Genomic DNA, 26,885 nt, shown 5'->3' on the forward strand with positions numbered 1-26,885 from the left:
GCCGCGGCGCCGCGGCTGCGCCGCCGTGGGCCCAGGCGGCCTGCGCCACCGCGCTGACCGGCGCGGCCGGGCTCGCCCTGGCGGCGCGCCGCCGGCACGAACGCTTCGCGTTCGGGGCTGCGCTGCGCCGGTACGGCAGCGCCCTGACGGCGGGCCGGCATACCGCGGCCCGCAGCCAGTTCCTCCAGCTCGCGGACGCCGTATGGCGCGAGCTGTATAAGCAGTGCGGCGCGAAGCCGCCGCACCGCACGGCGCGCGAGTACGCGGCGGGACTGGCGCTGCCGCCGGAGGCGGCCCCGCTCGTCGCCGACTTCGTGCGCTGGGATGAGGAGGCGCGGTATGGCGAGCTGCCGCGCCGGCTTCCGTCGCCGCAGCAGATGGCGGTGCTCATCGAGGGGCTGGGCGCCCCGAAATAAGCCGCATCCGGCATATTCGCCGTCATAGGTGGCTAAGAGCGGTACCAGGTACCGTTCTTTTAGCGAAAATACCGTTTTGCGGCGCAGGAGCGGCACTGGGTACGGTTCTTCTTTCACCACCTACCCCTTTAAATAAATCAGGCTGTCCCTCCGTCATCAAACGACGAAGGGACAGCCTGATTTAGGTTTCGGAGGTTGGACCTAGGCGCGTCGGGCTCCGCCGCGACGGCTACCAGTTGCGCAGCAGCGCCGCGGCTTCCTCGTCTCTGCGGCTTGCGGCGCTTTCGGCAGCCGGCGCGGAAGCGCGGCGCGAAGGTCGGCGCGATTCGAAAACCGGCCAGTCCGACGTCTCAGCTGTGTCAACGATGTTCGCCATGCTTGTTGCCGCCATGCGGGCAACGGGACCGTCATCCTCCGTTACCCCGTCAACTTCCGCACCGAATGATGGACTGTCTTGCTCGATATCCTTATCCGTTGGCGAGACGTGTAGAGCAGCATCGAAGTTCTCGCTTTCCTCATCCGGCTGTTTCGTCGTCCCGCTGCGGCGAACTGCAGCTTCGTCCATTCCGGACATTTTTGTTTTCGCGAGGGGACGAGCATGCTCGGCGCTATCGATTTCCGCTGCGGACCCGCTAAAAATCGCACTCGCTGCTATATTTTCGCTGCCGGCGTGCGCGATAACCGCCACTCTCAGCGCCGCTGCCTCGTTCACTGCCGCGTGCCCTGTCGCTGCCTCATTGTCGGCAGCCGCATCGTTGGCTTCCCGAGGTGCTGTCAGGCGTCTCATAGCTGCCTCGGTTTCCGCAGCGTCAGTTCCGGGGGCCGCCGCATTGGCTGCCGCCGCCATTGCATCGGTGCCCACCTCCGAAACGGCGTTCGCCGTCGCTTCGGCTTCGCCCATACCGCTGGCCGCCATCACCGCCGCGCTCACCGCAGCTTCGGCTTCTTCCGTACCGGCCCCCGCTACAGCCGCGCTCACCGGAACCTCGGCTACCTCCGCCGCCGCTGCCGCGTTCGCCGTCGCTTCGGCTTCGCCCATACCGCTGGCCGCCATCACCGCCGCGCTCACCGCAGCTTCGGCTTCTTCCGTACCGGCCCCCGCTACAGCCGCGCTCACCGGAACCTCGGTTTCTTCCACCTCCGTACCAGCGCCCGCTGTCGCCACGCCTGTGGCAATCACCGCTTCCGTCGCCGTGCCATCCGCGGCAGCCCGTCCTGCCGTCTCGCGCCCCGGCCCGTCCGTCCGCGCATACGTGCCGCCCGCCGCGAAGGTCGCTTCGGCGGATTCGCCGCCCAATTCGTCGATCAGCAGCTCGTCGATGCTGACGGTTCCCGCCGCGCGGCCGACGCCGGTCGCGCCGAACGCTTCCGCCGCCGCGGACGCACCTTCGGCATGGCTCGCGGCATGCTCCGATACGCCCCAAGCGGCGCATCCGTCCTCGCTCGCGCCTCGCGCTGCATCAAACGCCGCCGCGGCATTTCCGCCACTACCGCCTGGAGCATCGGCGCCAGCGGCTTGCCCCAGCACGTCCAGGGCGGCGAGTTCCGCCGTGGTGACGCCTGCCGCGCGCGCCATCGCCCGCGCGCCGCCGCCGTGCACGCTCTGCATGAATGCCCGCCCGCTCTCGCGCAGCGGGTCGGCGGTTCCGGCGGCGGGGCTTGCCGCGGCCTGCGGCTCAGCTTCCGCCAGCGCCGCTTCCGACGACGCCCCGGCGCGTTCCGGCGCGCGGAAGCTGAACTTCCGCGGCATGCCGGCCTGATCGTCCCGGTTTCGCCGGTCATGCCCGCTGCGGCGCTCCTCGCCGTTCCAGTTCGGATCGGCCGCCACGCGCCGGTCGCCTCCTTTGCGGCGCTCCAGCGGACTGACGACGGGCTCGCCCATGTCCATAGCGCTTTTGCCCTGGAAGACGCCGCCTTCCTCGATCTCGAGCGTGGCCGCGTCCATGTCGCCGACCAATTTGCCCGTCGACGTGATCGTCAGCTTGCCGCTGACCCGCACGTTCCCGGTCACTTGTCCCGCCAGGTGCAGGCTGCGCGCCGTAATGTTGGAGATCGCAAAGGCGGTCTCGCCGAGCGCCGCGTCCCCCTCGCAGAACAAGTCCCCCCGCAGCTGCCCTTCCAGCCGGACGCTGCCAGCCGAGCGAATGGTGCCCTCGACAAGGGTCCCTTCACCGATGAACATATCGGACAGCAGTGTGCGAATTCGGTTTTTTTTCCAAAACTTGAACATCTGTCGGCATCTCCTTCGTCGCAACCAGGTCTACAATCGCATCGGGTTCGGCAAAACGAGTACCGGCCGATCCTTCACAAACACGGCCGTTTTACCGAATAAACACATATACCGATTAATTCGGCAGGCGATCGCGAAAAGCTTAGAGGAGGCACCGATGTGATTAGGCTCGCAGGCATAGACGTAGGAAACGACAGCGTGAAACTGGTACTCGAAGGAGCGACGGAGCCCGTCGTCATTCCGAGCATTCTCGCCCCCGGGTACGAGCGGCACGTATTTCAGGAGGAGGACGCCCCGCTGAAGGCGCTGGACGTGCGCATCCACAGCCCGAAGCTGAAAAAGAACCGCGAGCGGTATTTCGTCGGCTTGCTCGCCATGGAAGACCAGGACAATTCTGAGCTCGAGGAAACGGACAACAAGGCGACGAGCGACCAAGCACTGATCGTGGCGCTGACCGCGCTCGCGTACGCGGCGCTTACGAGCGGGGTGTATCCGCCGGTGGAGGGACAGGGGCCCGAGGTGGCGGAATACATCGTCGGCACGGGGCTGCCCGTCCGCACGTACACCGGATTTCATAAGACGTTCGAGGAGCGGCTCGTCGGCGAGCACGAAGTGACCTTCCTGTCCACGCCGAAGCTGCGCGGGCGCGTCGTCCGGGTCGCGATCCGGCGCGCGGTCGTCTCCATTGAAGGGGCCGCCGCGCTGTTCCACATGGCGACGCACGACAACCTGTCCGTGCGCAACGAGGAGCTGTACTACGGCTGCATCGGCATTTGCGAGATGGGCGCGCTGACGACGGATTTTCCGGTCATCAAGCGAATGAGCATCGACAACCAGTTCAGCACGGGCGAGCAGTTCGGGCTGGCCGGCTACCTGGACAGCATCATCCGCGAGGTCGAGGACCAGTACGGCCACCGGTTCCCGAGCCGGGCGAAGCTGATCCAGCGCATCAAGAGCGGCGATTACCTAATCCAGCGCATCGGCGAGGGGCAGGCGGACATCCGCCCGATCGTGGACTCGTATTTCGCCCGTGCGGCGAACAAGGTGCTTGATCTCATCCTGAAGCGGTGGAAGAAGAACCCGGACATTCAATGCTTTTACGTACTCGGCGGCGGGGGCGCGGCACTGCGGAGCTATCTGACCGAAGCGGCGGGGCCGGTGCGCCTGCGGTTCGTGGAGGACGGCGAGTTCCAGAACGTCTACGGCTATTTGAAACTGGCGAGGAACAAGCAGCTTCAGGCGCAGGCCGCCGCAGCGGCTGAAGAAGCCTAAGCGCATAACGCGAACTAGAGCCGGACCGGCCCCGATGCGGGCTTGTCCGGTTTTTTCGTTTGCGGCGGCGCATGGCGTGGCGGCGGTGCGGTGCGCGGCGTGGCGGTGGTGCGGGCGTGGGCGGAGCGGAGCGGAGCGTCGGGATAACACGCGCCGGCAGTGGTTGAGGCGAGGCGTGCGGGGAGGCGGCGGTGCGTCGAGGTGCGTGGGCGGAGCGGCGGGATAACACGCGCCGGCAGCGGGGAGGCGGGCTGTTGCGTGCGCGTCCGCTCGGTTCGCGTTTTGGCGACGCACGGACGGACGTCGGGACAGGGCAACATGCAGTGCGTGCAGCGACTGAAGTCGCGGCCTTATTATGCCTCGTCTCCACGACTTTGGCCGCGGCGCAGGGCCGGGGGAGACATAAGCGGACAGGAAAGACGCTATTGCGGCGAATTTGCGATTTCGGTTTGCTGAGCGGACACAGATACCGCTATTGACCTCCGAAGCGGCTTAAAGCGGGCCGGATCTCACTAATAACGGCTCCTGTGTCCGCGAAAACTCGAAAACGCCCCAAAACACTCAAATAGCGGCTCGTGTGTCCGCGAATCTCGCGGCTCCGCCGCTCCGCGCGCGCCGCGCCCGCGCGCTGCCCCCGCGCGCCCCGGCTCCGCCCGCATCAACGCGCTCCCCGCATCCCGCAAGTCCCGTCCCCGCCTGACATTCCCGGCAGCGTTTTCTTCCGCTCCCCCGCGAAAACCGTGCCTTTCGTTTCCTTGACTGTCCCAAAGCGCCTATATATAATTGACACAATGATTTGAGGGAGGCCTTGACAAAAAAGTGAACAAGCCAAATGAAATGATCGTTGTCCTCGACTTCGGCGGACAGTACAACCAGCTGATTGCACGGCGCATCCGGGACTTGGGCGTATATAGCGAGCTGCTGCCCTTCAATACCCCGGTGGAACGGATCCGGGAGCTTCAGCCGAAAGGCATCGTGTTCTCGGGAGGGCCGGCGAGCGTGTATGAAGAGAAGTCGCCGCTCGTGGATCCCGCGATTTACGAGCTGGGCCTGCCGATCTTCGGGATCTGCTACGGCATGCAGCTGATCGCGCATCAGCTGCACGGCAAGGTCGAGCGCGCCGGCAAGCGCGAGTACGGCAAGGCGGAAGTGGATTTCATCGCGGGCAGCGAGCTCGTGAAGGACCTCGAGGCGCGCCAAACGGTCTGGATGAGCCACGGCGACCATGTCGTGGAACTGCCGTCCGGCTTCCGCGTCGACGCCAGCACGGATCACGCGCCGATCGCGGCGATGAGCCATCCGGAGCGCAAGCTGTTCGCGGTGCAGTTCCATCCGGAAGTGCGCCACTCCGTCAAGGGCAACGAGATGATCCGCAACTTCCTCTACAATGTCTGCGGCTGCGAAGGCAATTGGAGCATGAGCACGTTCATCGACGACACGATCCGCGACATCCGCGAGCAGGTCGGCGACGGCAAGGTGCTGTGCGCGCTGTCCGGCGGCGTGGATTCGTCCGTCGTGGCGATCCTGCTGCATAAGGCGATCGGCGATCAATTGACGTGCATGTTCATCGATCACGGCCTCCTCCGGAAAGGCGAAGCCGAGAGCGTCATGGAGACGTTCGTCGGCAAGTTCGACATGAAAGTGGTCAAGATCGACGCGAGCGAGCGGTTCCTCGGCAAGCTTAAGGGCGTCGACGATCCGGAGCAGAAGCGCAAAATTATCGGCAACGAATTCATCTACGTGTTCCAAGAGGAATCCGCGAAGTTCGACGACTTCGAATTCCTCGCGCAAGGCACGCTGTATACGGATATCGTTGAGAGCGGCACGGCGACGGCGCAGACGATCAAGTCGCACCACAACGTCGGCGGCCTGCCGGAGGACATCACCTTCAAGCTCGTCGAGCCGCTGAAGGCGCTGTTCAAGGACGAAGTCCGCAAGGTCGGCGAAGAGTGCGGCCTGCCGGAAGCGATCGTCTGGCGCCAGCCGTTCCCGGGTCCGGGTCTCGCGATCCGCGTCCTCGGCGAAGTGACGGAAGACAAGCTGAAGATTGTCCGCGATTCGGACTGGATTCTGCGCGACGAGATTGCCAAGGCCGGCCTGGACCGGGAGATTTGGCAGTACTTCACGGCGCTCCCGAACATGAAGAGCGTCGGCGTCATGGGCGACGCCCGTACGTATTCGTACACGGTCGGCATCCGCGCGGTGACGTCCATCGACGGCATGACGGCGGATTGGGCGCGCATTCCGTGGGACGTGCTGGAGAAAATCTCCGTGCGCATCGTCAACGAAGTCGAGAACGTCAACCGGATCGTCTACGACATCACGTCGAAGCCGCCGGCGACGATCGAGTGGGAATAAACTGGGGAATGTTAGTGTCGTCAATCACCCGAAAGCCCTGATACCTAAGGGTTTTCGGCAATGGCGGCAAGATATTCCGCCCACACCCGCGACAATAAAATGCAACAATGACTCTCTTTTATTTGCGTTGTTTAGCGAATAGAAGGGAGTTTTTTTACGTTGAACCAAGAATTTCGGGCAGACAAAGAAATGCGTTGTCTCTGATCTATCAATTAGGGATACGGCTTGCTAGTTCGCGTTTTTCCGTTCTTCAGTGCTTGCATGCGCCGCTGCCTATGCGCTGCTCCGCAGAACCGCAGAGCGATGGAACTACAATTGTTGTATAAAAATGGTATGTTGATGTTCGTTTTTAGCATGATGCCTGCGGGAGTATCGGCTAAAGCGCATGTAGGCGAGAAGACGGATTCGGTTTGTTTAAGTCCCAAACTCGTACAGCTGCAAGGTGATTTACGGAAGCTGTGGATCGACCATGCGGTTTGGACGAAGAAATACGTGGTCAGCGCGTTGGCAAATCTCCCGGATCAACAGGAAATGCTGGCAAGATTGCTGCAAAATCAACAAGACATTGGAGATGCTTTTAAGCCCTATTATGGAGAAGAGGCTGGCAATAAGCTGGCTGAACTGCAATTGCTGACCGATCAAATCGTCGTCAGAATTAAAAATGACTGGAAAGGCGATACAGCCGCATACGACGACAAATATGAAACGCAAATCATTCATATGGCGGACGCCTTTACAGAAGGCATTGTCAAACAGTTTCCGGGTAAATTTTAAACTGGTCTCGGCCCGCCGGATCGGCGCTGCCGCCGCGCGAGCCGACGCGCGGATTACGGACTCTCTTCCATTTATCTCCGCGGCAGAGGGAAGAGAGTTTTTTTAGGTTTGTTTCGGCTGACGCGAGCGATATCGGGACGAGATGGTTTATACTAGACGATATCGATCCGGATAGGAGGACGCTGACGCATATGACGACGGGCGGCAAGACGAATCCGCAGGCCGAGGCCTTCATCGCCAAGGCGAAGACGTGGAAGGCGGAATATGAGCAGCTGCGGGCGATCGTGCTCGACTGCGGGCTAAACGAGGCATTCAAGTGGATGCATCCGTGCTACACGTTCGAGGGCAAGAACATCGTCCTGATCCATGGATTTAAGGACTACTGCGCGCTTCTGTTCCACAAAGGGGCGCTGCTGAAGGACCCGCACGGGATCCTCATTCAGCAGACGGAGAACGTGCAGGCGGCGCGGCAGATCCGGTTCACGGACGTTAAGGAGATCGTGGAGCTGGAGGCGACGCTGCGGGCGTATATTTACGAGGCCGTCGAGGTTGAACGGTCCGGCCGGGAAGTGGCCTTCAAGAAGCCCGAAGCGTTCGCCATGGCCGATGAATTCCGGGCGAAGCTGGGCGAGCTGCCTGCGCTGAAGGCCGCCTTCGACGCGTTGACGCCGGGGCGGCAGCGGGCGTATCTGCTGCATTTCGCCCAGCCCAAGCAGGCCAAGACCCGCGCGTCGCGGGTGGAGAAGTGGGTGCCGCATATTCTCGCCGGCAAGGGGTTGAACGATTAGGGACAAGCCCCTAATTCCCAGGCGGCCGGACCAGGTCCTAAGACCGAACGCGGTTATCCCGAATCCGCGTTGCTTTTTCGTTGACAGGCCGTGAATAATGTCGCTAAAATGTTCACAGACTCAATACAAACAATTGCATGTCTTTTCGTATAATCTCAAGAATCGGCTTGAGAGTCTCTACGAGGTCACCGTAATGGCCTGTCTACGAAAAGCAAGAACGCGCGCGAACGGTCCATTCGCGGCGGCGGATCTTGTTTTGCGTGGAACCTGGAGAAGGATGCCGAGGCAGCTCGGCGTTTTTTTCTAGGTTCTTTGTTTGTTCTGAACAACATTTTTTGGGAGGGTTTTTGAAAAATGGGTGGTTTCTTTCGTTTGAAGGAACACGGAACAAATGCAAGAACAGAAATCATGGCGGGCCTCACGACTTTCATGACGATGGCGTATATCCTGGCCGTCAATCCGAGCGTATTGGGCGGAGCGGGCCTGAACGTGTACTCCGTCTTCCTCGCGACGGCGCTTGCGGGCGGCATTTTCACGATCGCGATGGGGCTGTTCGTTAACTTCCCGGCGGCGCTGGCGCCGGGCATGGGCCTGAACGCGTACTTCGCTTCGACCGTCCTGGCGTCGAAGGCAACGAATTCGCCGATTTCCCCGGAAATGGCGCTGACCGCCGTGTTCATCTCCGGCATCATCTTCATGATTCTGACGGTCACCCAGATTCGGCAAATGCTGATCGTCGCCGTGCCGGACAGCCTGAAGCACGCCATCACGGTTGGCATCGGCTTGTTCATCACGATCATCGGCCTGAAGAACAGCGGCATCCTGACGGTCGGCGTGGAGAACACCGTCACGGACATTCCGAAGGGCCAGTTCACGGACGTACTCGGCTTCGAAACCGTCTTCCACATGGGCAGCCTGGAAAATTCCAGCGTATACCTGGCGCTGCTCGGCGTCCTGCTGATCGCGGTGCTGATGGTGCTGCGGGTACCTGGCGCGATTCTGTGGGGCATCGTCGGCGTGACGATTATTGCGATCATCACCGGCGACGTCAACGTCGGCGAGACGCTGAAGGGCCAAAGCTGGTCCCCGGACTTCAGCCAGCTGAGCTGGTGGGATTTCGACTTTAAGGGCGTGTGGCATACGGGGCTGATCTCCATCATCGCGACGTTCACGTTCGTCGAGCTGTTCGATACGTTCGGCACGCTGGTCGGCACGGCCAACCGCGCCGGCGCGATGAAGGATCCGGCGAAGGGCAAGAAGCTCGTCGGCAAAGCGATGTTCGTCGACGCGGTCGGCGTCAGCGGCGGCGCGATGCTCGGCACGAGCACGGTCACGACGTTCGTCGAGAGCTCCGCGGGCATCGCGCAAGGCGGACGCACGGGCTTGACGGCGGTGACGACCGGCATCGCGTTCCTGGCATCGCTGTTCATCTGGCCGGTCATCAAGCTCATCCCCGACTCCGCGACGGCGGCGGCGCTGATCATCGTCGGCGTGCTGATGGTGCAGTCGGTCAAGGAAATCGACTTCCAGGACATGGTGTACGCGATTCCGTCGTTCCTGACGATCGCCCTCATGCCGTTCACGTACAACATCGCCAACGGCGTATCGGCGGGCATCGTCTCCTACGTCGTGCTCGCGGCGATCGGCAACCTGTCCGGCAAGAACAAGTACAAGGTCCACTGGCTCATGTGGGTGCTCGCGATTTTGATCATCGCGCGCTACGCCTGGATCGGCAGCGAGGGATAACGGCAGTCGAGAGTAACGCTTGATAAAACGCATTAGAGAGAGACGAAGCACAGCGCGGACCGGCGCCGTGCTTTTTTTACGCATCGGGGCTTGGGCGGGTGCCTGGCTCCGGCTATGCGAACGCGGTCGAACGCCAGCTCCGGCGCTACGCCTCCGCGGAGAGGACCGGCGTTGAGCAGGAAGGTGTGGCAAATGCCAAATAAATTGCGTTTGCTTTTGAAATAATGAAACAGACTGCCCTTGGATATGCCGGCGCGGGACGTGATCGTATCCGCCCGCAGACACGGCCTTCACCTCGGTTCCGCGCGTTAGGCGGCGATGTCTTTCTTCCATTAATAACAGGACGCGGACAGGCCAGGGGGAATAATCTCCTTCGGATCGAAGCGGGACGAGCGCATGGACTTGTCAGTTAATATCAGTTACGCGCCGTAGTGACTCGCTAGTTAAATGTGAGTTGCATGAGTTTTCTGACAAAACAAACGCGCCTAAGGCGGAAAAGAAATCCATTTCGTTCGAAAATGACGGTAAAATACGAACTATTAACAATGATTTATAATTAATGTTCGTGTTTTCGCGTTGACATTCCAAGTGAGGATTGATACACTAGAAACAGCTAATCTCAATAATAAATATTGTCGAAACCGCTCGTATATCCTTGGGAATCTGGCCCGAGAGTATCTACCCGAGAACCTTAATTTTCGGACTACGAGACACGCAATGAAGAGCCAGGTTGCCGCCGGGACGGGGCAGCCTGATGTTGTCTTTACCGTTTACGCATACCATCCGCTTCGCGGGTTGGAACGGGCAGGTCACCTCTTCGATGCGGGTCTTGTCGAATCCCGAAGCATGCCAGGTCTTGGACGATGCCGAGGGATTTTTTTGCGGCAATTTTTAAACGACGAAAAGGTGGTAATTGACGAATGTCAGCACAAGTGGGCGTCATCATGGGCAGCAAGTCGGATTGGGACACGATGAAATTAGCCTGTGACGTTCTGGACGAACTGCAAATTCCGTACGAGAAGAAGGTCGTCTCGGCTCACCGGACGCCGGATCTCATGTTCGAATACGCGGAATCCGCCGCGGAGCGCGGATTGAAGGTCATCATCGCGGGTGCAGGCGGCGCTGCACATTTGCCCGGCATGGTCGCAGCCAAAACGATCCTGCCGGTTATTGGCGTTCCCGTCAAATCGTCGAATTTGAACGGACTCGACTCGCTGCTCTCGATCGTGCAGATGCCGGGCGGCATTCCGGTCGCGACGGTGGCGATCGGCAACGCCGGCGGCACGAACGCGGGCCTGCTGGCGGGCCAGATCATCGGCGCGTTCGATCCGGCGGTGCAGGCGCGCGTGCAGGCGCGGCGCGACCGGATCAAGCAGGACGTGCTGGAAAGCAGCGAGACGCTATGAGCAGGGCGGCGAAGGACGCGAAGACGATCCTGCCGGGCGCGACGATCGGCGTTCTGGGCGGCGGCCAGCTGGGACGGATGCTGGCGAACGCGGGCAGCGCGATGGGCTACCGGTTCGTCGCGCTGGATCCGACGCCGGACGCGCCGGCCGGGCAGGTCGCGCGGCAGATCGTCGCGGCGTACGACGACCGCGACGCCGCCGGGGAGCTGGCGAAGCAGGCGGACGTCATCACGTACGAATTTGAGAACGTCGACGCCGGCGTGGCCGCGATGCTGATGGAGCGGTCCTACGTGCCGCAGGGCAGCGAGCTGCTGTACACGACGCAGCACCGGCTGCGCGAGAAGCGGGCGATCGAGGCGGCGGGCGCGAAGGTCGCGCCGTACGCCGAGGTCCGCAGCGCGGACGAGCTGCGCGGGGCGGCCGGGCGCTTCGGCCTGCCGTGCGTGCTGAAGACCGCGACGGGCGGCTACGACGGCAAGGGCCAGTGGGTCATCCGCGACGAGGCCGAGATCGGCGAAGCGTTCGAGACGCTGAGCCGCGCGGGCACGGAGCTGGTGGTGGAGCGGTTCATCCGTTTCGAGAAGGAGCTCTCCGTCATCGCGGCGCGCAGCCCGCAGGGCGAGATTCGCACGTTCCCGGCGGCGGAGAACATTCACGTCGACAATATTTTGCACTTGTCGATCGTGCCGGCGCGCATCGACGAGGCGCTGCAGCGGGAGGCCGAACGGCTGGCGTACCGCATCGCGGAAGGGCTGGGCGTCGTCGGGCTGATCGCAGTGGAGCTGTTCCTGACGGCGGACGGCGAATTGTTCGTGAACGAGCTGGCGCCGCGGCCGCATAACAGCGGCCATTATACGATGGAAGCGTGCCGGACGTCGCAGTTCGAGCAGCACGTGCGCGCGGTATGCGGCCTGCCGCTCGGCGAGACGTCGCTGCTGACGCCGGTCGTGATGGTCAATGTGCTCGGCGAGCACGTCGCGCCGCTGCTCGAGCGGATCGCGCAACGGGACGAGACGGCCGAACGGCTCGGCGTCGCGCCTAAAATTCACTTATATGGGAAACATGAAGCCAAAGCCAAACGGAAGATGGGGCACGTGAACGTGCTCGCGGCCGATGTGGAGCAGGCGCTGGAATGGATAGCCGAAACGAAGATTTGGAGGGTTTGATTCGATGTTACAACGCTACAGCAGACCGGAAATGAGAGCGATCTGGACCGAGGAAAACAAATTCAAGGCGTGGCTCGAAGTCGAGCTGTGCGCCTGCGAGGCGTGGGTAGAGCTCGGCGTCATCCCGCGCGAGGACGTCGCAGCGCTGCGCGCGAACGCGACGTTCGACATTGACCGCATCAACGAGATCGAGCTGGAAACCCGGCACGACGTCATCGCCTTCACGCGCGCGGTGTCCGAGACCGTCGGACCGGAGCGCAAGTGGGTGCACTACGGCCTGACGTCCACGGACGTCGTCGACACGGCGATGGGCTACCTGCTCCGCCAAGCGAACGAAATCCTCGTCAAAGACATCGAAAACTTCATCGAGATCCTGCGCGGCCAAGCGGTGACGTACAAGGACACGGTCATGATGGGCCGCACGCACGGCGTCCATGCCGAGCCGACGACGTTCGGGCTGAAGCTGGCGCTGTGGCACGAAGAGATGAAGCGGAACCTGGAGCGGTTCCATCATGCGGCGAATGGCGTGCAGTTCGGCAAAATCTCCGGCGCCGTCGGCACGTACGCGAACATCGATCCGTTCGTCGAGGAATTCACGTGCCGCAAGCTCGGCATCACGCCGGCGCCGATCTCGACGCAGACGCTGCAGCGCGACCGCCACGCGGAATACATGGCGACACTGGCCTTGATCGCCACGTCGCTCGATAAGTTCGCGACGGAGATCCGCGCCCTGCAGAAGAGCGAGTTCCGCGAGGTGGAGGAGCCGTTCGCGAAGGGCCAGAAGGGCTCGTCCGCGATGCCGCACAAACGCAACCCGATCGGCTGCGAGAACATCTCCGGCCTCTCGCGCGTCATCCGCGGCCATATGCTGACGGCGTACGAGAACGTGACGCTGTGGCACGAGCGCGACATCAGCCACTCGTCGGCGGAGCGCGTCATTCTGCCGGACGCGACGATGCTGCTGAACTACATGCTGAACCGCCTCGGCAACATCATCAAGAACCTGACGGTGTTCCCGGAGAACATGAAGCGCAACATGCAGCGCACGTTCGGCGTGCCGTTCTCCGGCCGCGTCATGACGAAGCTCATCGACAAAGGCTTCAGCCGCGAGCAGGCGTACGACACCGTGCAGCCGCGCGCGATGCAGGCGTGGGAAGAGCAGCGCCAATTCCGCGACATCATCGAATCGACGCCGGAGATCACGAGCAAGCTGACCCCGGACGAGATCGCCGACTGCTTCAATCCGGCGTGGCATCTGAAGCACGTGGATACGATTTTTAAGCGGCTTGAGCTTATTTAAAAAGCATACTCCGCATGAGAAAACGTCTTCCGATCGCTGTTGTACCCGAATTTTTTTGAACGTAACCTTTTAAAGGTGAAATTTCGGGTACAAAGGCGAGCGCTAACGCTTCTACAGACTGTTTTCTCCTGCTACGTACAAAACTTTTAAAAACTCAAGCCCTAACTGGGGAGAGGGAGAGAGACCATGACAAAAGCGTTATCCACGGCCGCGGAGTATGTGAAGGCGCCGCTGTTGTACAAAGGCAAGGTGCGCGAGCTGTACGATTTGGGCGAGCACTTCCTGATCGTCGTGACGGACCGCATCAGCGCTTTTGACTATGTGCTGGATCCGGCCGTGCCGGAGAAGGGGAACGTGCTGAACCGGCTGTCGGCGTTCTGGTTCGAGCAGACGGCGGATATGATGGCCAATCACGTCGTGCACACGGACGTGTACAAGCTCGGCGAGCTCGTGACCGAGCCGGAGCTGCTGAAGAACCGCATCATGGTGACGAAGAAGGCGGAGCGCATCGACATCGAGTGCGTCGTCCGCGGCTACATCACCGGCGGCGGCTGGCGGCAATACGAGAAGACGCAAGCGATCAACGGCATCGAGCTGCCGGCCGGCCTGCGCAAGAACGAGCGGTTCCCCGAGCCGCTGTTCACGCCGGCGGCGAAGAACGACGTCGGGCATGACGAGGATATCCCGTTCGCCCGCATGCAGGAGCTGGTCGGCGCCGAGCTAGCCGAAGAGCTGCGCGACCAGAGCATCCGCCTCTACGAGTTCGCCCGTGATTTCTGCGACGAGCGCGGCATCATCCTGGCGGACTGCAAGTTCGAATTCGGCCTCGTCGACGGGCAGGTCATCCTGATTGACGAGATCTTCACGCCGGACTCGTCCCGGTTCTGGGCGAAGGCCAACTACGCCTACGACATCGAGATCGACAGCATGGACAAAGAACCGGTCCGCACGTACCTGGTCGGCTCCGACTGGGACCGCAATAGCAAACCGGCGCCGCTGCCGCAATCGGTCGTCGACGCGACAACGAACCGCTACCTGGCGATCTACGAAGCACTGACCGGCAAGCCGCTCCACTAAAGCAAACCCGCGGGACAAGCACAGATGTCCGCATCCCATACAAGCGCAGGCGGCGCAGCCGCGCAAGCTAAGAACTGCCGCAAGCGGACGCAAGCCCGCAAGCAAGCAAAACCGCCGCAAGCGGCGCAAGCCCGCGCAGCGCGCAGGGTGCTCCCCAGAGCATCCTGCAAAATGTTTTATCGGATGGGTGGAGCAAATAAGCGGTTTGTCGAGCCGAAGAGCGCCAGCGATCGCCTTTGAACGCGGGAAACAACCGAAGGTTATTGTTTAAGTTTCCCGCTGTTCAACAGCGACGAAGGCCGACAAATCCGCGTTTTGCTGAATGCTCCCATCCAGAACTAACATTTCCAGGAGGCGACCCCCCTAATGAAGGCTAAAGTCTACGTCACGATCAAAGAAAACGTGCTCGATCCGCAAGGCAGCGCCGTGCAAGGCGCCCTGCACACGATGGGCTTCGAGGAAGTCGGCAAAGTCAGCATCGGCAAATTTTTGGAGCTGGACCTGGACACGTCCGACCGCGCGGAAGCGGAAGCGCGTTTGACCGCGATGTGCGAGAAGCTGCTCGCGAACACGGTCGTCGAAGATTTCCGCTTTGAATTGGAGGGGTAACACGATGAAATTCGCGGTACTCGTATTTCCGGGCTCCAACTGCGACATCGACTGCTACAAGGCGGTCGAGGACACGATCGGCCAAGAGGTCGACTACGTTTGGCACACGGCGACGGACCTGTCCGGCTATGACGCGATTCTCGTGCCCGGCGGCTTCTCGTACGGCGACTACCTGCGCTGCGGCGCGATCGCGCAATTCGCGCCGGTCATGAACGAAGTGGTGAAGGCGGCGGAAGCCGGCAAGTACGTCCTCGGCATCTGCAACGGGTTCCAAATCCTGACGGAAGCGGGGCTGCTCCCGGGTGCGCTGCTGCGCAACACGGGCATGAAATTCATCTGCCGCCAGACGCCGCTCGAAGTCGTGAACAACGCGACGGCGTTCACGAACCAATACGCGCCGAGCGAGATCATCAACATCCCGATCGCGCACGGCGAGGGCAACTACTACTGCGACGACGAGACGCTCGCGCGGCTCGAAGCGAACAACCAGATCGTCTTCCGCTATGCGGGCGACGAGCATAACCCGAACGGCTCGCTCCGCAACATCGCCGGCGTCAGCAACGAGCGCGGCAACGTGGTCGGCATGATGCCGCATCCGGAGCGCGCGGTCAGCCAGCTGCTCGGCTCGGAGGACGGCAAACGGATGTTTACATCGATTTTGAACGCATGGAGGGAACAGCATGGCGCAGCAGTTAACGGCTAAGGAGCCGACGGCGGAACAAATCGCGGATCAGCGCATTTACACGCAATTCGGCGTGACGGATTACGAATACGAGCTCATTTGCGGATTCCTCGGACGCCAGCCGAACTACACCGAGATCGGCGTGTTCAGCGTAATGTGGTCGGAGCACTGTTCCTATAAGAACTCCAAGAAGATTCTGAAGAAGTTCCCCGTCACGGGACCGAAGGTGCTCATGGGGCCGGGCGAAGGCGCGGGCATCGTGGACATCGGGGACAACCAGGCGGTCGTGTTCAAGATCGAATCGCATAACCATCCGTCCGCGGTCGAGCCGTACCAAGGCGCGGCGACGGGCGTCGGCGGGATCATCCGCGACATTTTCTCGATGGGCGCGCGGCCGGTCGCGCTGCTGAACAGCCTTCGTTTCGGCAACCTGGAGAACGCGCGCGTCAAATATCTGTTCGAGCACGTCGTCGGCGGCATCGCCGGCTACGGCAACTGCATCGGCATCCCGACGGTGGCGGGCGAAGTCATGTTCGACGAGAGCTACGAGGGCAACCCGCTCGTCAACGCGATGTGCGTCGGCCTTATCGATCACGATAAAATCCAGCGCGGCGTCGCCAAGGGCGTCGGCAACCCGGTCTTCTACGTCGGGCCGGCCACGGGCCGCGACGGCATCCACGGCGCGACGTTCGCGTCCGTCGAGCTGTCCGAGGAATCCGAAGAGAAGCGCACGGCCGTGCAAGTCGGCGATCCATTCATGGAGAAGCTCGTCATGGAAGCGACGCTCGAGCTGATCAACGCGGGGATCGTCGTCGGCATTCAGGACATGGGCGCGGCGGGCCTGACATGCTCCAGCGCGGAGATGGCGTCCAAGGCGGGCAACGGCCTCGAGCTGTACCTCGACGAGGTGCCGCAGCGCGAGGAAGGCATGACGCCGTACGAAATGATGCTGTCCGAGTCGCAGGAGCGGATGCTGTTCGTCGTCGAGCCGCAGCACGAAGCGCAGGCGCAGGAGATTTTCGACCGCTGGGGCATCATCTGCGTGAAAGTCGGCAAAGTCACGGACGACGGCCGTCTCCGTCTGTTCCACCAAGGCGAGGAAGTGGCGAATATGCCGGTCAAGGCGCTTGTCGACGAGTGCCCGATGTACGACAAGCCGTCCCAAGAGCCTGCTTATTTCGCGGCCAACGCGGCGATCGATACGGCGGCGAATCCGGAAGTGACCGACCTGACGGGCGCGCTTGAGAAAGTGCTCGCTTCCCCGACGGTGGCCAGCAAGGAATGGGTCTATAACCAATACGACTATATGGTGCGCACGAGCACGGCCGTGCAGCCGGGCTCCGACGCGGCGGTCGTGACGATCCGCGGCACGCGCAAGGCGCTCGCGATGACGACGGACTGCAACGGCCGCTACGTGTACCTCGATCCAGAGGTCGGCGGCCAAATCGCCGTCGCGGAAGCGGCGCGCAACATCGTCTGCTCCGGCGCGGAGCCGCTCGCGATCACGGACAACCTGAACTTCGGCAACCCGGAGAAGCCGGAAGTGTTCTGGCAGCTCGAGAAAGCCGCGGACGGCATCTCCGAAGCATGCCGCGTGCTGGACACGCCGGTCATCGGCGGCAACGTCAGCTTGTACAACGAGAACGCGAAGGGCGCGATCTACCCGACGCCGGTCATCGGCATGGTCGGGCTCGTGCAGGACGTCGATCACATCACGACGCAAGCTTTCAAGGCCGAGGGCGACGTCATCATCCTCGCGGGCGAGACGAAGCATGAGTTCGGCGGCAGCGAGCTGCAATACGTGCTGAACGGCAAGAGCGAAGGCCGTCCGCCGCAGATCGACCTCGCGGTCGAGAAGAAGCTGCAGCAGGGCGTGCTCGGCGCGATCAAGCAAGGGCTCGTCGCTTCGGCGCACGACCTGTCGGAAGGCGGCCTGGCCGTCGCGCTCGCGGAATCCGCGATCAGCGGCAAGCTCGGCGCCGAAGTCAACGTCGTGACCGGCCTGCGCGCCGACGCCGCGCTGTTCAGCGAATCCCAATCCCGCATCCTGCTTTCGGCGAAAGCGGACCAAGCGGACAAGCTTACGCAATACTTGACGGAGCAAGGCGTGCCGAATGCGGTTATCGGCGCCGTACGCAGCAACGGACTGGTCATCAACATCAACGGCAAACCGGGCGTCAACGCCTCGGTTGAGCAACTGGAGAAGGTCTGGAAGGATGCGATTCCATGTCTGATGAAATAAAACGGCTGCCGAAGCTGTGGACGGGCGATCATTACAACGAAGGCATCGGCCGCGACGATATATTCGATAAGCTGCGCGAGGAGTGCGGGGTGTTCGGTGTGTTTGGCATACCGCACGCCTGCACGCTCGGCTACTACGGCCTCCACGCCCTGCAGCACCGGGGCGAGGAGAGCGCGGGGCTGGCCGCGGTGGAATCGGCCACCGGGCATTTCTCGTATCACCGCGGCATGGGGCTCGTCAAGGAAGTATTCGATCAGACGAAGCTGGAAGGGCTGCCGGGCGACCGCGTCATCGGCCACGTCCGCTATTCGACGGCGGGCGAGAGCCGGCTGGCGAACGCGCAGCCGCTGATCTTCAAGTACCGCGACGGCGACCTCGCCGTGGCGACGAACGGCAACATCGTGAATGCGCCGTCCATCCGCAAGGAGCTCGAGAGCCAGGGATCGATCTTCCAGACGACGAGCGACACCGAGGTCATCGCGCATTTGATCGCGCGGTCGAGCAAGGACTTCGTCAGCGCGGCGAAGGATGCGCTGCAGCGGATCATCGGCGGCTTCGCGTTCTTGCTCATGACGAACGACAAGCTGCTCGTCGCGTCCGATCCGCACGGCCTGCGCCCGCTCGTCATGGGCCGGCTGGGCGAAGGCTACGTGTTCGCGTCGGAGACGTGCGCGCTCGAGACCGTCGGCGCCGCGTACGAGCGCGACGTGCAGCCGGGCGAGCTGCTGGTGCTTGACCGCGACGGCCTGCGCGTCGACCGCTTCGAGCGGCTGGAGCGCCGCGCGACGTGCGCGATGGAGTACATTTACTTCGCGCGTCCCGACAGCGACATCAACGGCATCAACCTGCATTCCGCCCGCAAACGGATGGGCCGCCAGCTGGCGCTGGAATCGTTCATCGACGCGGACATCGTGACGGGCGTGCCGGATTCCAGCATCTCCGCGGCGATCGGCTACGCCGAGCAGACGGGCATCCCGTACGAGCTCGGGCTGATCAAGAACAAATACACGGGCCGGACGTTCATCCAGCCGTCCCAAGAGCTGCGCGAGAAGGGCGTGAAGATGAAGCTCTCCGCCGTACGCAAGGTCGTGGAAGGCAAACGCGTCGTCATGATCGACGATTCCATCGTGCGCGGCACGACGTCCCTGCGAATCGTCAACATGCTCCGCGAAGCGGGCGCGACCGAGGTGCATGTGTGCATCACGTCGCCGCCGTTCAAGAACCCGTGCTACTACGGCATCGACACGCCGGACCGCAAGGAGCTGATCGCGTCGCAGAAGACGGTGGAAGAGATCCGTCAGGCGATCAACGCGGACTCCCTGTATTTCCTGAGCAATGAAGGCTTCGTCGAGGCGGTCGGCGGCAATGACGGCGAGTATAACCGCGGCATGTGCCTGGCATGCTTCGATAACGATTATCCGACGCCGGTCGATCCGACGTCCGAGAAAAGCTGCAGCTGCTAAGGGCGCTTCGGCGATTGCGGCGGCCTGCGGTCGACATGGGTCTCCGATCGCTGTTGTAGATGGATTAGTTGATTGAATTTTAGCAAGGAATTAATCCATCTACAAAGGCGACCGCTGAAGGTGATTGGTTTGCATTCACTGTCGGAAGACAGGGAATGCAGCATTCACCTATCGCTTCTACGACTCCATGTTGACCTCCGGCCGCCTCATCGGCTTTGGTGACCGTGTAGCTTGCGCTGCTTCTGCGAGCTGCCGCTTATTTGAACATGACAACACCTTTTGCGAGCGTGACTCGCATTTACCCCATATAGACTAACCCGGAATACCGGAAGCGGGACGGTCCCGCAAAAACGTTGAAGGAGCTGACTTAAGGCGTGGCAGAAGCGTATAAACAAGCCGGCGTTGACATCGCGGCAGGCAACGAAGCGGTCGAACGGATGAAGAAGCACGTGAAGAAGACGTTCCGCCCGGAAGTGCTGACGGACCTCGGCGGGTTCGGCGCGTTGTTCGGCCTGAACAAGGACAAGTACGAGGAGCCGGTGCTCGTGTCCGGCACGGACGGCGTGGGCACGAAGCTGAAGGTCGCGTTCGCGATGGACAAGCATGACACGATCGGCATCGACGCGGTCGCCATGTGCGTGAATGACATCGTCGTGCAGGGCGCGGAGCCGCTGTTCTTCCTCGACTACCTGGCGTGCGGCAAGGTCGAGCCGGCCAAGATCGAAGCGATCGTCAAGGGCATCTCCGACGGCTGCGTGCAGTCCGGCTGCGCCCTGATCGGCGGCGAGACGGCCGAAATGCCGGGCATGTACCAAGGCGACGAATACGACATCGCGGGCTTCACGGTCGGCATCGTGGACAAGAAGAAGATCATCGACGGCAAGGCGATTCAGCCGGGCGACGTGGTGCTCGGTCTCGCTTCGAGCGGCATCCACAGCAACGGTTACTCCCTCGTTCGCCGCCTGCTGGTCGACGGCTCCGGCTACGGCCTGAATGACAAGCTGCCGGAGCTCGGCGGCGAGAAGACGCTGGGCGAGATCATCCTCGAGCCGACGCGCATCTACGTGAAATCGGTGCTCGAGCTGATCAACCGCGTGACGGTGAAAGGCATGGCGCACATCACGGGCGGCGGCTTCATCGAGAACATTCCGCGCGTCCTGCCGGATGGTGTGAACGTAGACATCACGCCCGGCTCCTGGCCGATTCATCCGGTGTTCAAGCTGATGCAGGCCAAAGGCGGCATTTCGGACCGCGACATGTTCACGACGTTCAACATGGGCGTCGGCATGGTCGTCGTGGTCGGCGCCGAGCAAGCCGAGGAAGCGCTGCGCGCCGCGAAGGAACTGGGCGAGGACGCGTACATCATCGGCCAAGTGACTTCGGGCAGCAAGATCGTGACGTTCGGAGGAGCCGAACTGTAATGACGGCCGCAATGCGCGTCGCCGTCTTCGCCTCGGGCGGCGGGAGCAATTTCCAAGCGCTTGCCGAGGCGGCCCGGGACGGGGCGTTCCCCGCGGACATCGCGCTGCTCGTCTGCGACAAGCCGGCGGCGCAGGTCGTGCGGCGCGCGGAAGCGCTCGGCGTGCCGACGCATCTCTTCGACCCGAAGGCGTACGCTTCCCGCGAAGCGTGCGAAGAAGAGCTGGTCGGCCTCCTGAAGCGGGAGGGCATCGAGCTGGTCGTGCTTGCCGGGTACATGCGGCTCATCACCAGCGTGCTCCTGAAGCCGTACGAAGGGCGGATGATCAACGTACATCCTTCGCTGCTGCCCGCGTTCCCGGGCGTGCGGGCGATCCGCCAGGCGCTGGAATACGGCGTCAAGCTGACGGGGGTCACGGTGCACTTCGTGGACGGCGGCATGGACACGGGACCGATCATTGCCCAGCGGGCGGTCGAGGTGGCGGACGGCGATACGGAAGAGACGCTGGCCGCGCGGATACATGCGGTCGAGCACGAGCTGCTGCCGCTGGCGGTGCGGAGCATCGCCGAAGGACGCGTGACGTTGGACGGTCGCAAGGTGACGGTACGGCGCGGGTAACGCGCACGATGACGGGATACGAGAAAGGACGACGAACGAATCATGAGCGATGTACACGAAATTGCTTTGCGATATGGCATGAACCCCCACCAGAAGGAAGCGAAGATCTACGCCGCGGACGGCCAGGCGCTGCCGCTGACCGTCGTGAACGGCGACCCCGGCTTCATTAACTTGCTCGACGCGCTGAACGCGTACCAGCTCGTACGCGAGCTGCGCCAGGCGACCGGCTTGCCGGCGGCGGCTTCGTTCAAGCACGTGAGCCCGGCTGGCGTGGCTGTGTATGCACCGCTCTCGCCGGAGCTGGCGAAGGCGTACTTCGTCGGCGGCATGGAGCTGTCGGAGCTCGCGACCGCTTATGCGCGCGCGCGCGGCGCCGACCGGATGTCCTCGTTCGGAGATGCGGCCGCGCTCAGCGACGTGGTGGACGCCTCCACGGCGCAGCTGCTGAAGCGCGAAGTGTCCGATCTCGTCGTGGCGCCGGGCTATACGCCTGAAGCGCTCGACATCCTGAAGCAGAAGAAGGGCGGCAAGTACCTGATTCTGCAGATCGATCCGGACTACGTGCCGGATCCGGTCGAGACGCGCACGCTGTTCGGCATGAAGCTGCAGCAGGAGCGCAACAACGCCGTGCCGGACGCGTCGGTGTTCGACAAGATCGTGACGGCGAACAAAGAACTGCCGGACAACGCGAAGCGCGACCTGCTCGTCGCGCTCATCACGCTGAAATACACGCAATCCAACTCCATCTGCTACGCGCTGGACGGCCAGACGATCGGCATCGGCGCCGGCCAGCAGTCGCGCATTCACTGCACGCGCCTCGCGGGCGACAAGGCGGACCGCTGGTATCTCCGGCAGCATCCGGCCGCGCTGAACATGAAGTTCCGCGAAGGCTTGGCGCGCGCGGAGCAGAACAACGCGATCGACCTGTGGCTGGAGGACGAAGTCACGCCGGTCGAACAGGCTGCATGGGAGCGCTGCTTCGAGGAAGTGCCGGCGCGTCTGACGCGCGAACAGAAGCGCGAATGGCTGAACGGCCTGCAGGGCGTGTCCTACGGCTCCGACGCATTCCTGCCGTTCCGCGACAATCTCGACCGGGCCAGCCGCAGCGGCGTGAAATACGTCATTCAAGCGGGCAGCTCGCTGCGCGACGAAGAAGTCGTGCAGGCGGCGAATGATTACGGTATGGTGATGGTCTACTCGGGCGTACGCCTGTTTCATCACTGAGTTCGCGCTTCCGAAGTCATGGTGTACCGCTGACGGTGCACCGGCTTCGGGCTTCGCGCAACACTTCAATCTAGGAGGCGACGAGAGTGTCCACGAATACAACGACCAAGTGGCAAACGCTGGCGGAAGCGACCGTCCAGCGCTTGCAAGCGAACAGCTATCCGGGACGCGGCATCGTGATCGGCTTGACGCCCGACGCGACGCGCTACGTGCAGGTGTACTGGATCATGGGGCGCAGCGAGAACAGCCGCAACCGCGTCTTCATTCCGGAAGCGAACGGATTCCTGCGCACGGAAGCGCGCGATCCGGCGAAGCTGACCGACCCGTCGCTGATTATCTATTATCCGCTTCGCCACGAGGGCGGCGCGCATATCGTGACGAACGGCGATCAGACCGACACGATCTGGGAAGCGATCAAATCGGGCGGCACGTTCGAGCAGGCGCTCGCCAAGCGGACGTACGAGCCGGATCCGCCGAACTTCACGCCGCGCATCTCGGGCATCGTCGACCTGAACGACGCGCAGAACGCGTACAAGCTGTCGATTCTGAAGTCCAGCGAGAACGACGAGTCGCAGACGAAACGGCAATATTTCCACTATGAGCGGGCAATCGCGGGCTACGGCCACTTCATCTCCACGTACGTGGGCGACGGCAACCCGCTGCCGTCGTTCGCCGGCGAGCCGCAGGTGGCGCCGCTGTTCGACGACGAGGACGAGACGGCGCGGTTCTACTGGAACCTGCTGAACGACGACAACAAAATCTCCCTGCTCGTCAAGACGATCCGGATCGCGGACGGCGAGACGAAGCTGACGGTCGTGAACCGGCCGGCCGAAGGAGGCGCGTAACCGATGCGGATCATGGTCATCGGCGGCGGCGGGCGCGAGCATGCGATCGTCTGGGCGCTGAGCAAGAGCGACAAGGTCCATAAACTCTACTGCGCGCCGGGCAACGCGGGCATCGCGGAGCTGGCGGAATGCGTGCCGATCCCGGTCGGCCGGTTCGGCGATCTCATTCAATTCGCCTGCGACAACGAAGTGGATCTCGTCGTGGTCGGGCCGGACGATCCGCTGGCGGACGGCATCGTCGATGCGTTCGAGGAACGCCAGATTCCGGTATACGGCCCGCGGAAGAACGCGGCGGAGATCGAAGGCAGCAAGATTTTCATGAAAAACCTGCTGAAGAAGTACGGCATCCCGACGGCCAAGTACGAGACGTTCACGGACTACGAGTCCGCGCTCGCGTACCTGCGGGAGCAGCAGGCGCCGATCGTCATCAAAGCGGACGGCCTCGCGGCGGGCAAAGGCGTCACGGTCGCCTACTCCATGGAGGAAGCGGAAGCGGCGCTGCAGGGCATGATGGTCGACAAGGTGTTCGGCGAATCCGGCGGCCGCGTCGTCATCGAGGAATTCCTCGAGGGGCAGGAAATGTCCATCCTGGCGTTCGTTGACGGCGAGACGGTGCGCGCGATGGTGCCGGCGCAGGACCATAAGCCTGCGTACGACAACGACAAAGGGCCGAATACCGGCGGCATGGGCACGTATTCCCCGCTGCCGCATATCGACCCGGCGCTCGTCGAGGACGCGATCGAGACCATCATCAAGCCGACGGCGAAGGCGATGGTCAGCGAAGGCCGCCCGTTCCGCGGCGTGCTGTTCGCGGGGCTCATGATCACGAAGCAGGGCGTGAAGACGATCGAATTCAACGCGCGCATGGGCGATCCCGAGACGCAGGTCGTGCTGCCGCGCCTGAAGACCGATCTGCTCGATATCCTCCTCGCGTCGCTGAACGGCCGGCTGGATCAGCTCGACATCGAATGGAGCGACGAGGCTGCGGTCTGCGTCATCGCCGCATCCGAAGGCTACCCAGGCTCGTATCCGAAAGGGCTGCCGATCGCCGGGCTGGACGCCGCCAAGGCGCAAGGCGCGCTCGTCTTCCACGCCGGCACGGCGCTGAAGGACGGAGAGATCGTCACGAGCGGCGGCCGCGTGCTCGGCATCGTCGGCCGCGGCCGCGACATCGCGGAGGCGCGCGCCCGCGCGTACGAAGCCGTGTCGGTCATCTCCTTCGACGGCATGCACTGCCGGAGCGACATCGCCGCGAAGGCGCTTCGCGGCTAAAGCAGGCGGAAGGGGCGCGCCGTTGTGATGCGCGCTGCTGTGATGTGCGCTGCCGCAATAGGGGCATCTTTAAGTTTTATAGGAAAGCCCGTCGAGCTCGGCTCGGCAGGCTTTTTTCGCGTTCCGCGAGCGGGAGACGAGAGACGAGGTAGAGAGAGGAGCGGAAGAGCTGCGAGACGAGCGTCGCCAATCCTGCTGTAAGCTTCCATGTTTTTTCATAGATTTGCTGCCCCTCCAGGCTTAGAGATCTCATGCAAACAGTGAAATCTAGCGGAAAGCCCTATTCGTAAGCTGATTATAAGGTGCTATGGGAGCGGTTTCAATGAGCGGAATCCGAAGAAGAAATGGACTTTTGTGATCTCTCCGGCTCTCAGCGGTTAATAAGGGGGACGCGGCTGCCGGTATTTTCCGGGCCGGTGTTACTTCTTTGTAACGACTCGGGATTCCGGTTCCGGTACGATGGGGAGAAGATCGAACCGAAAACGACGCTTAGGGGAGTGCAGCATGCGACTGAGGGGAAACGGCCGCGGCAAGCGGCGTTTAGCCGTTTCGATATTGGCAACGATGATGATAGGCAGTGCGCTCGCCGGATGCAGCCTGCGTCCAGCCGGGGGAGCCGCCGGCGTGCAGACGGGCGACGCGGGGGTCTGCGCGGACGGCGCAGGCCAAAGCCCAGGCCAAGACGCCGTGTCCCGGGTGCAGGTGCCGGTGAAGGGCGCGGACGGAGAGTCGGTGTGCCGGGATATTCTAGGGCCGCCGGCCGTCGGCGGCGCGGCCGGCGGCCAGGCGGGAGCGGGAAGCGCGGCGCAGCCGGGCGGCGCCGGGAACGGCGTGAACGCCGGCGGCAGCGGGGACGAGAAGCCGGGGACCGGGAACGGAACGAACGCCGGTGGAAGCGGGGACGAGAAGCCGGGGACCGGGAACGGAGCGAACGCCGGCGGGAGCGGGGACGAGAAGCCCGGGTCCGGGAACGGAGCGAATGCCGGTGGAAGCGGGGACGCGAAGCCGGGGACCGGGAACGGCGCGAACGCAGCCGGCAACGGGAAGCCGCAGAAGCCGGTGCCGCCGGTTACGCTGGACCGGCCGACCCAGCCCGCGGCGGCTTACGGCGGCCCGGACGGCGCCAAGCTGGTCGCGCTGACGTTCGACGACGGCCCGGATAATAAATATACGCCGAAGATTTTGGATATCTTGAAAGCCAAGCACGTGCACGCGACGTTCTTCACGGTCGGCACGCAGGTGAAGCGCTACGGCGCCGTCATGAAGCGAATCGTGCAGGAAGGCAGCGAGATCGGCAATCACAGCTATTCGCACACGGATCTGTCCAAGCTTGACAGCACTCATATAATGAATCAAATTAAATGGACGGATACCTTGATCCGGAAGCAGGCCGGTTACGTACCGCGCCTCGTGCGCGCGCCGTACGGCGCGTCGTCGCCGCAGCTGAAGCGGATCGTGGCGGACAACGGACGTTCGTTGGTGTTTTGGACCGTGGACACGCGCGACTGGGAAGGCGTGCCGGTGGCCGCGATGCGGGCCCACGTGAACAAGAACACGCATCCCGGCGGCATCATTCTCATGCACTCGTTCGGCAGCAAGCATCTCGCCAATACGGTGGAGCTGCTGCCGCTCGTGATCAAGGATTTGCAAGCGAAGGGCTATACGCTCGTCACCGTCAGCGAGCTGCTGGACGCGAAGGTGAGGCACGCGGCCGGGAAGGCGAACGGCGCGGCCGGGAAGCATGCCGGCGGCGCCAAGGGCAGTGCCGCGGGCGGCGGCGCCGGCAAGAGCGGCGCGGACGCGCAAGGCGCAGCCGCGGCGGGAAGCGGCAGCGCGGCCGGAAACGGCGAAGCCGGGAAGGACGCCGGCGGCGCCGCAAGCCAAGCCGGAGCGTAAAGCGCCCGGCGCGAACGCGAGCGGCGGTCCCGGCATAGCCCGCGCGGCCACCCGCGCATGGAAGGAAGAGCGAAAGGAGTA

At 62.8% G+C, this 26,885-nt stretch carries 22 protein-coding genes and 2 riboswitches; of the genes, 20 read left to right on the forward strand and 2 right to left on the reverse strand.

The genetic code is table 11. From position 1 onward, the window contains the following. On the forward strand, positions 1-416 hold a 416-nt coding region (locus tag ACFPB1_RS05595), incomplete at its 5' end, for a DUF4129 domain-containing protein (protein ID WP_379222821.1). Between the two features lie 229 nt (positions 417-645). On the opposite strand, the gene ACFPB1_RS05600 is transcribed toward ACFPB1_RS05595, so the two are convergent. Further along, positions 646-2,646, reverse strand: coding sequence for a bactofilin family protein (locus ACFPB1_RS05600; RefSeq protein WP_379222823.1), 2,001 nt, complete (start codon positions 2,644-2,646; stop codon positions 646-648). Between the two features lie 159 nt (positions 2,647-2,805). Between ACFPB1_RS05600 and ACFPB1_RS05605 the strand changes: the two genes are divergently transcribed. The 5 genes from ACFPB1_RS05605 (at position 2,806) to ACFPB1_RS05625 (ending at position 9,584) form a co-directional block, all read left to right on the forward strand. Continuing rightward, positions 2,806-3,918 carry a hypothetical protein gene (locus ACFPB1_RS05605; protein WP_379222825.1) on the forward strand — a complete coding sequence of 371 codons (1,113 nt, stop codon included), beginning with the start codon at positions 2,806-2,808 and terminating at the stop codon, positions 3,916-3,918. Between the two features lie 819 nt (positions 3,919-4,737). Further along, positions 4,738-6,276 (forward strand): glutamine-hydrolyzing GMP synthase, encoded by a 1,539-nt coding sequence (gene guaA / locus ACFPB1_RS05610; protein WP_379222827.1) that lies wholly within the window; start codon positions 4,738-4,740, stop codon positions 6,274-6,276. 303 nt (positions 6,277-6,579) lie between these two features. Next, on the forward strand, positions 6,580-7,050 hold the full coding sequence (locus ACFPB1_RS05615) for a hypothetical protein (RefSeq protein ID WP_379222829.1): 471 nt from the start codon (positions 6,580-6,582) through the stop codon (positions 7,048-7,050). 191 nt (positions 7,051-7,241) lie between these two features. After that, the gene (locus tag ACFPB1_RS05620; RefSeq protein WP_379222831.1) at positions 7,242-7,838 is read left to right on the forward strand and encodes a YdeI/OmpD-associated family protein; all 597 of its coding nucleotides are present in this window, start codon (positions 7,242-7,244) and stop codon (positions 7,836-7,838) included. Between the two features lie 125 nt (positions 7,839-7,963). Next, positions 7,964-8,063: riboswitch (purine riboswitch) on the forward strand. 129 nt (positions 8,064-8,192) lie between these two features. Further along, the gene (locus tag ACFPB1_RS05625) at positions 8,193-9,584 is read left to right on the forward strand and encodes an NCS2 family permease (protein ID WP_379222834.1); all 1,392 of its coding nucleotides are present in this window, start codon (positions 8,193-8,195) and stop codon (positions 9,582-9,584) included. Between the two features lie 32 nt (positions 9,585-9,616). On the opposite strand, the gene ACFPB1_RS05630 is transcribed toward ACFPB1_RS05625, so the two are convergent. Continuing rightward, positions 9,617-9,865, reverse strand: a complete 249-nt coding sequence (locus tag ACFPB1_RS05630; protein WP_379223130.1) for a helix-turn-helix domain-containing protein — start codon at positions 9,863-9,865, stop codon at positions 9,617-9,619. A gap of 344 nt (positions 9,866-10,209) precedes the next feature. Further along, a riboswitch (purine riboswitch) is annotated at positions 10,210-10,310 on the forward strand. A gap of 194 nt (positions 10,311-10,504) precedes the next feature. Between ACFPB1_RS05630 and purE the strand changes: the two genes are divergently transcribed. The 14 genes from purE to ACFPB1_RS05700 all read left to right on the forward strand — a co-directional run bounded on the left by purE (position 10,505) and on the right by ACFPB1_RS05700 (position 26,804). Then, positions 10,505-10,990, forward strand: coding sequence for a 5-(carboxyamino)imidazole ribonucleotide mutase (gene purE / locus ACFPB1_RS05635; RefSeq protein WP_379222836.1), 486 nt, complete (start codon positions 10,505-10,507; stop codon positions 10,988-10,990). Continuing rightward, positions 10,987-12,156 (forward strand): 5-(carboxyamino)imidazole ribonucleotide synthase, encoded by a 1,170-nt coding sequence (purK, locus tag ACFPB1_RS05640; RefSeq protein ID WP_379222839.1) that lies wholly within the window; start codon positions 10,987-10,989, stop codon positions 12,154-12,156. The genes purE and purK overlap by 4 nt, the downstream gene beginning before the upstream one ends. A gap of 4 nt (positions 12,157-12,160) precedes the next feature. Continuing rightward, positions 12,161-13,456 carry an adenylosuccinate lyase gene (purB, locus tag ACFPB1_RS05645; protein WP_379222841.1) on the forward strand — a complete coding sequence of 432 codons (1,296 nt, stop codon included), beginning with the start codon at positions 12,161-12,163 and terminating at the stop codon, positions 13,454-13,456. A 186-nt stretch (positions 13,457-13,642) separates the two neighbouring features. Continuing rightward, complete coding sequence (locus ACFPB1_RS05650; RefSeq protein ID WP_379222842.1) at positions 13,643-14,533, forward strand: phosphoribosylaminoimidazolesuccinocarboxamide synthase; 891 nt, start codon at positions 13,643-13,645, stop codon at positions 14,531-14,533. A 366-nt stretch (positions 14,534-14,899) separates the two neighbouring features. Further along, positions 14,900-15,142 (forward strand): phosphoribosylformylglycinamidine synthase subunit PurS, encoded by a 243-nt coding sequence (gene purS, locus ACFPB1_RS05655; RefSeq protein WP_379222844.1) that lies wholly within the window; start codon positions 14,900-14,902, stop codon positions 15,140-15,142. A 4-nt stretch (positions 15,143-15,146) separates the two neighbouring features. After that, a complete protein-coding gene (gene purQ / locus ACFPB1_RS05660; protein ID WP_379222846.1) occupies positions 15,147-15,845 on the forward strand; it encodes a phosphoribosylformylglycinamidine synthase subunit PurQ in 699 nt (232 codons plus the stop codon). After that, on the forward strand, positions 15,823-18,066 hold the full coding sequence (gene purL, locus ACFPB1_RS05665) for a phosphoribosylformylglycinamidine synthase subunit PurL (RefSeq protein WP_379222848.1): 2,244 nt from the start codon (positions 15,823-15,825) through the stop codon (positions 18,064-18,066). Before purQ ends, purL begins: the two co-directional genes overlap by 23 nt. Next, the gene (gene purF, locus ACFPB1_RS05670) at positions 18,051-19,529 is read left to right on the forward strand and encodes an amidophosphoribosyltransferase (protein ID WP_379222850.1); all 1,479 of its coding nucleotides are present in this window, start codon (positions 18,051-18,053) and stop codon (positions 19,527-19,529) included. The genes purL and purF overlap by 16 nt, the downstream gene beginning before the upstream one ends. Positions 19,530-19,903: 374 nt before the next feature. After that, positions 19,904-20,950, forward strand: coding sequence for a phosphoribosylformylglycinamidine cyclo-ligase (gene purM / locus ACFPB1_RS05675; protein ID WP_379222852.1), 1,047 nt, complete (start codon positions 19,904-19,906; stop codon positions 20,948-20,950). Further along, positions 20,950-21,567 carry a phosphoribosylglycinamide formyltransferase gene (gene purN, locus ACFPB1_RS05680; RefSeq protein ID WP_379222854.1) on the forward strand — a complete coding sequence of 206 codons (618 nt, stop codon included), beginning with the start codon at positions 20,950-20,952 and terminating at the stop codon, positions 21,565-21,567. Before purM ends, purN begins: the two co-directional genes overlap by 1 nt. A gap of 42 nt (positions 21,568-21,609) precedes the next feature. After that, positions 21,610-22,791: a phosphoribosylaminoimidazolecarboxamide formyltransferase gene (locus ACFPB1_RS05685; RefSeq protein WP_379222856.1), complete on the forward strand. Its 1,182-nt coding sequence runs from the start codon at positions 21,610-21,612 to the stop codon at positions 22,789-22,791. Between the two features lie 86 nt (positions 22,792-22,877). Next, positions 22,878-23,636 carry an IMP cyclohydrolase gene (locus ACFPB1_RS05690; RefSeq protein ID WP_379222858.1) on the forward strand — a complete coding sequence of 253 codons (759 nt, stop codon included), beginning with the start codon at positions 22,878-22,880 and terminating at the stop codon, positions 23,634-23,636. A 3-nt stretch (positions 23,637-23,639) separates the two neighbouring features. After that, positions 23,640-24,908 (forward strand): phosphoribosylamine--glycine ligase, encoded by a 1,269-nt coding sequence (gene purD, locus ACFPB1_RS05695; RefSeq protein WP_379222860.1) that lies wholly within the window; start codon positions 23,640-23,642, stop codon positions 24,906-24,908. Between the two features lie 504 nt (positions 24,909-25,412). Then, positions 25,413-26,804: a polysaccharide deacetylase family protein gene (locus tag ACFPB1_RS05700; RefSeq protein WP_379222863.1), complete on the forward strand. Its 1,392-nt coding sequence runs from the start codon at positions 25,413-25,415 to the stop codon at positions 26,802-26,804. Positions 26,805-26,885 lie beyond the last annotated feature (81 nt).

Origin of the sequence: Paenibacillus sp. GCM10023250 (genome assembly GCF_042653205.1) — a bacterium.
In the GTDB taxonomy this organism is placed as follows: domain Bacteria; phylum Bacillota; class Bacilli; order Paenibacillales; family Paenibacillaceae; genus Paenibacillus_Z.

Coding starts and splice junctions, on each gene's coding strand:
- ACFPB1_RS05700 (WP_379222863.1), top strand. CDS start 25,413: ATGCGACTGAGGGGAAACGGCCGCGGCAAGCGGCGTTTAGCCGTTTCG.
- purF (WP_379222850.1), top strand. CDS start 18,051: ATGTCTGATGAAATAAAACGGCTGCCGAAGCTGTGGACGGGCGATCAT.
- ACFPB1_RS05620 (WP_379222831.1), top strand. CDS start 7,242: ATGACGACGGGCGGCAAGACGAATCCGCAGGCCGAGGCCTTCATCGCC.
- ACFPB1_RS05650 (WP_379222842.1), top strand. CDS start 13,643: ATGACAAAAGCGTTATCCACGGCCGCGGAGTATGTGAAGGCGCCGCTG.
- purD (WP_379222860.1), top strand. CDS start 23,640: ATGCGGATCATGGTCATCGGCGGCGGCGGGCGCGAGCATGCGATCGTC.
- purN (WP_379222854.1), top strand. CDS start 20,950: ATGACGGCCGCAATGCGCGTCGCCGTCTTCGCCTCGGGCGGCGGGAGC.
- ACFPB1_RS05685 (WP_379222856.1), top strand. CDS start 21,610: ATGAGCGATGTACACGAAATTGCTTTGCGATATGGCATGAACCCCCAC.
- purK (WP_379222839.1), top strand. CDS start 10,987: ATGAGCAGGGCGGCGAAGGACGCGAAGACGATCCTGCCGGGCGCGACG.
- ACFPB1_RS05615 (WP_379222829.1), top strand. CDS start 6,580: ATGGAACTACAATTGTTGTATAAAAATGGTATGTTGATGTTCGTTTTT.
- purS (WP_379222844.1), top strand. CDS start 14,900: ATGAAGGCTAAAGTCTACGTCACGATCAAAGAAAACGTGCTCGATCCG.
- purQ (WP_379222846.1), top strand. CDS start 15,147: ATGAAATTCGCGGTACTCGTATTTCCGGGCTCCAACTGCGACATCGAC.
- purL (WP_379222848.1), top strand. CDS start 15,823: ATGGCGCAGCAGTTAACGGCTAAGGAGCCGACGGCGGAACAAATCGCG.
- purE (WP_379222836.1), top strand. CDS start 10,505: ATGTCAGCACAAGTGGGCGTCATCATGGGCAGCAAGTCGGATTGGGAC.
- ACFPB1_RS05600 (WP_379222823.1), bottom strand. CDS start 2,646: ATGTTCAAGTTTTGGAAAAAAAACCGAATTCGCACACTGCTGTCCGAT.
- purB (WP_379222841.1), top strand. CDS start 12,161: ATGTTACAACGCTACAGCAGACCGGAAATGAGAGCGATCTGGACCGAG.
- ACFPB1_RS05625 (WP_379222834.1), top strand. CDS start 8,193: ATGGGTGGTTTCTTTCGTTTGAAGGAACACGGAACAAATGCAAGAACA.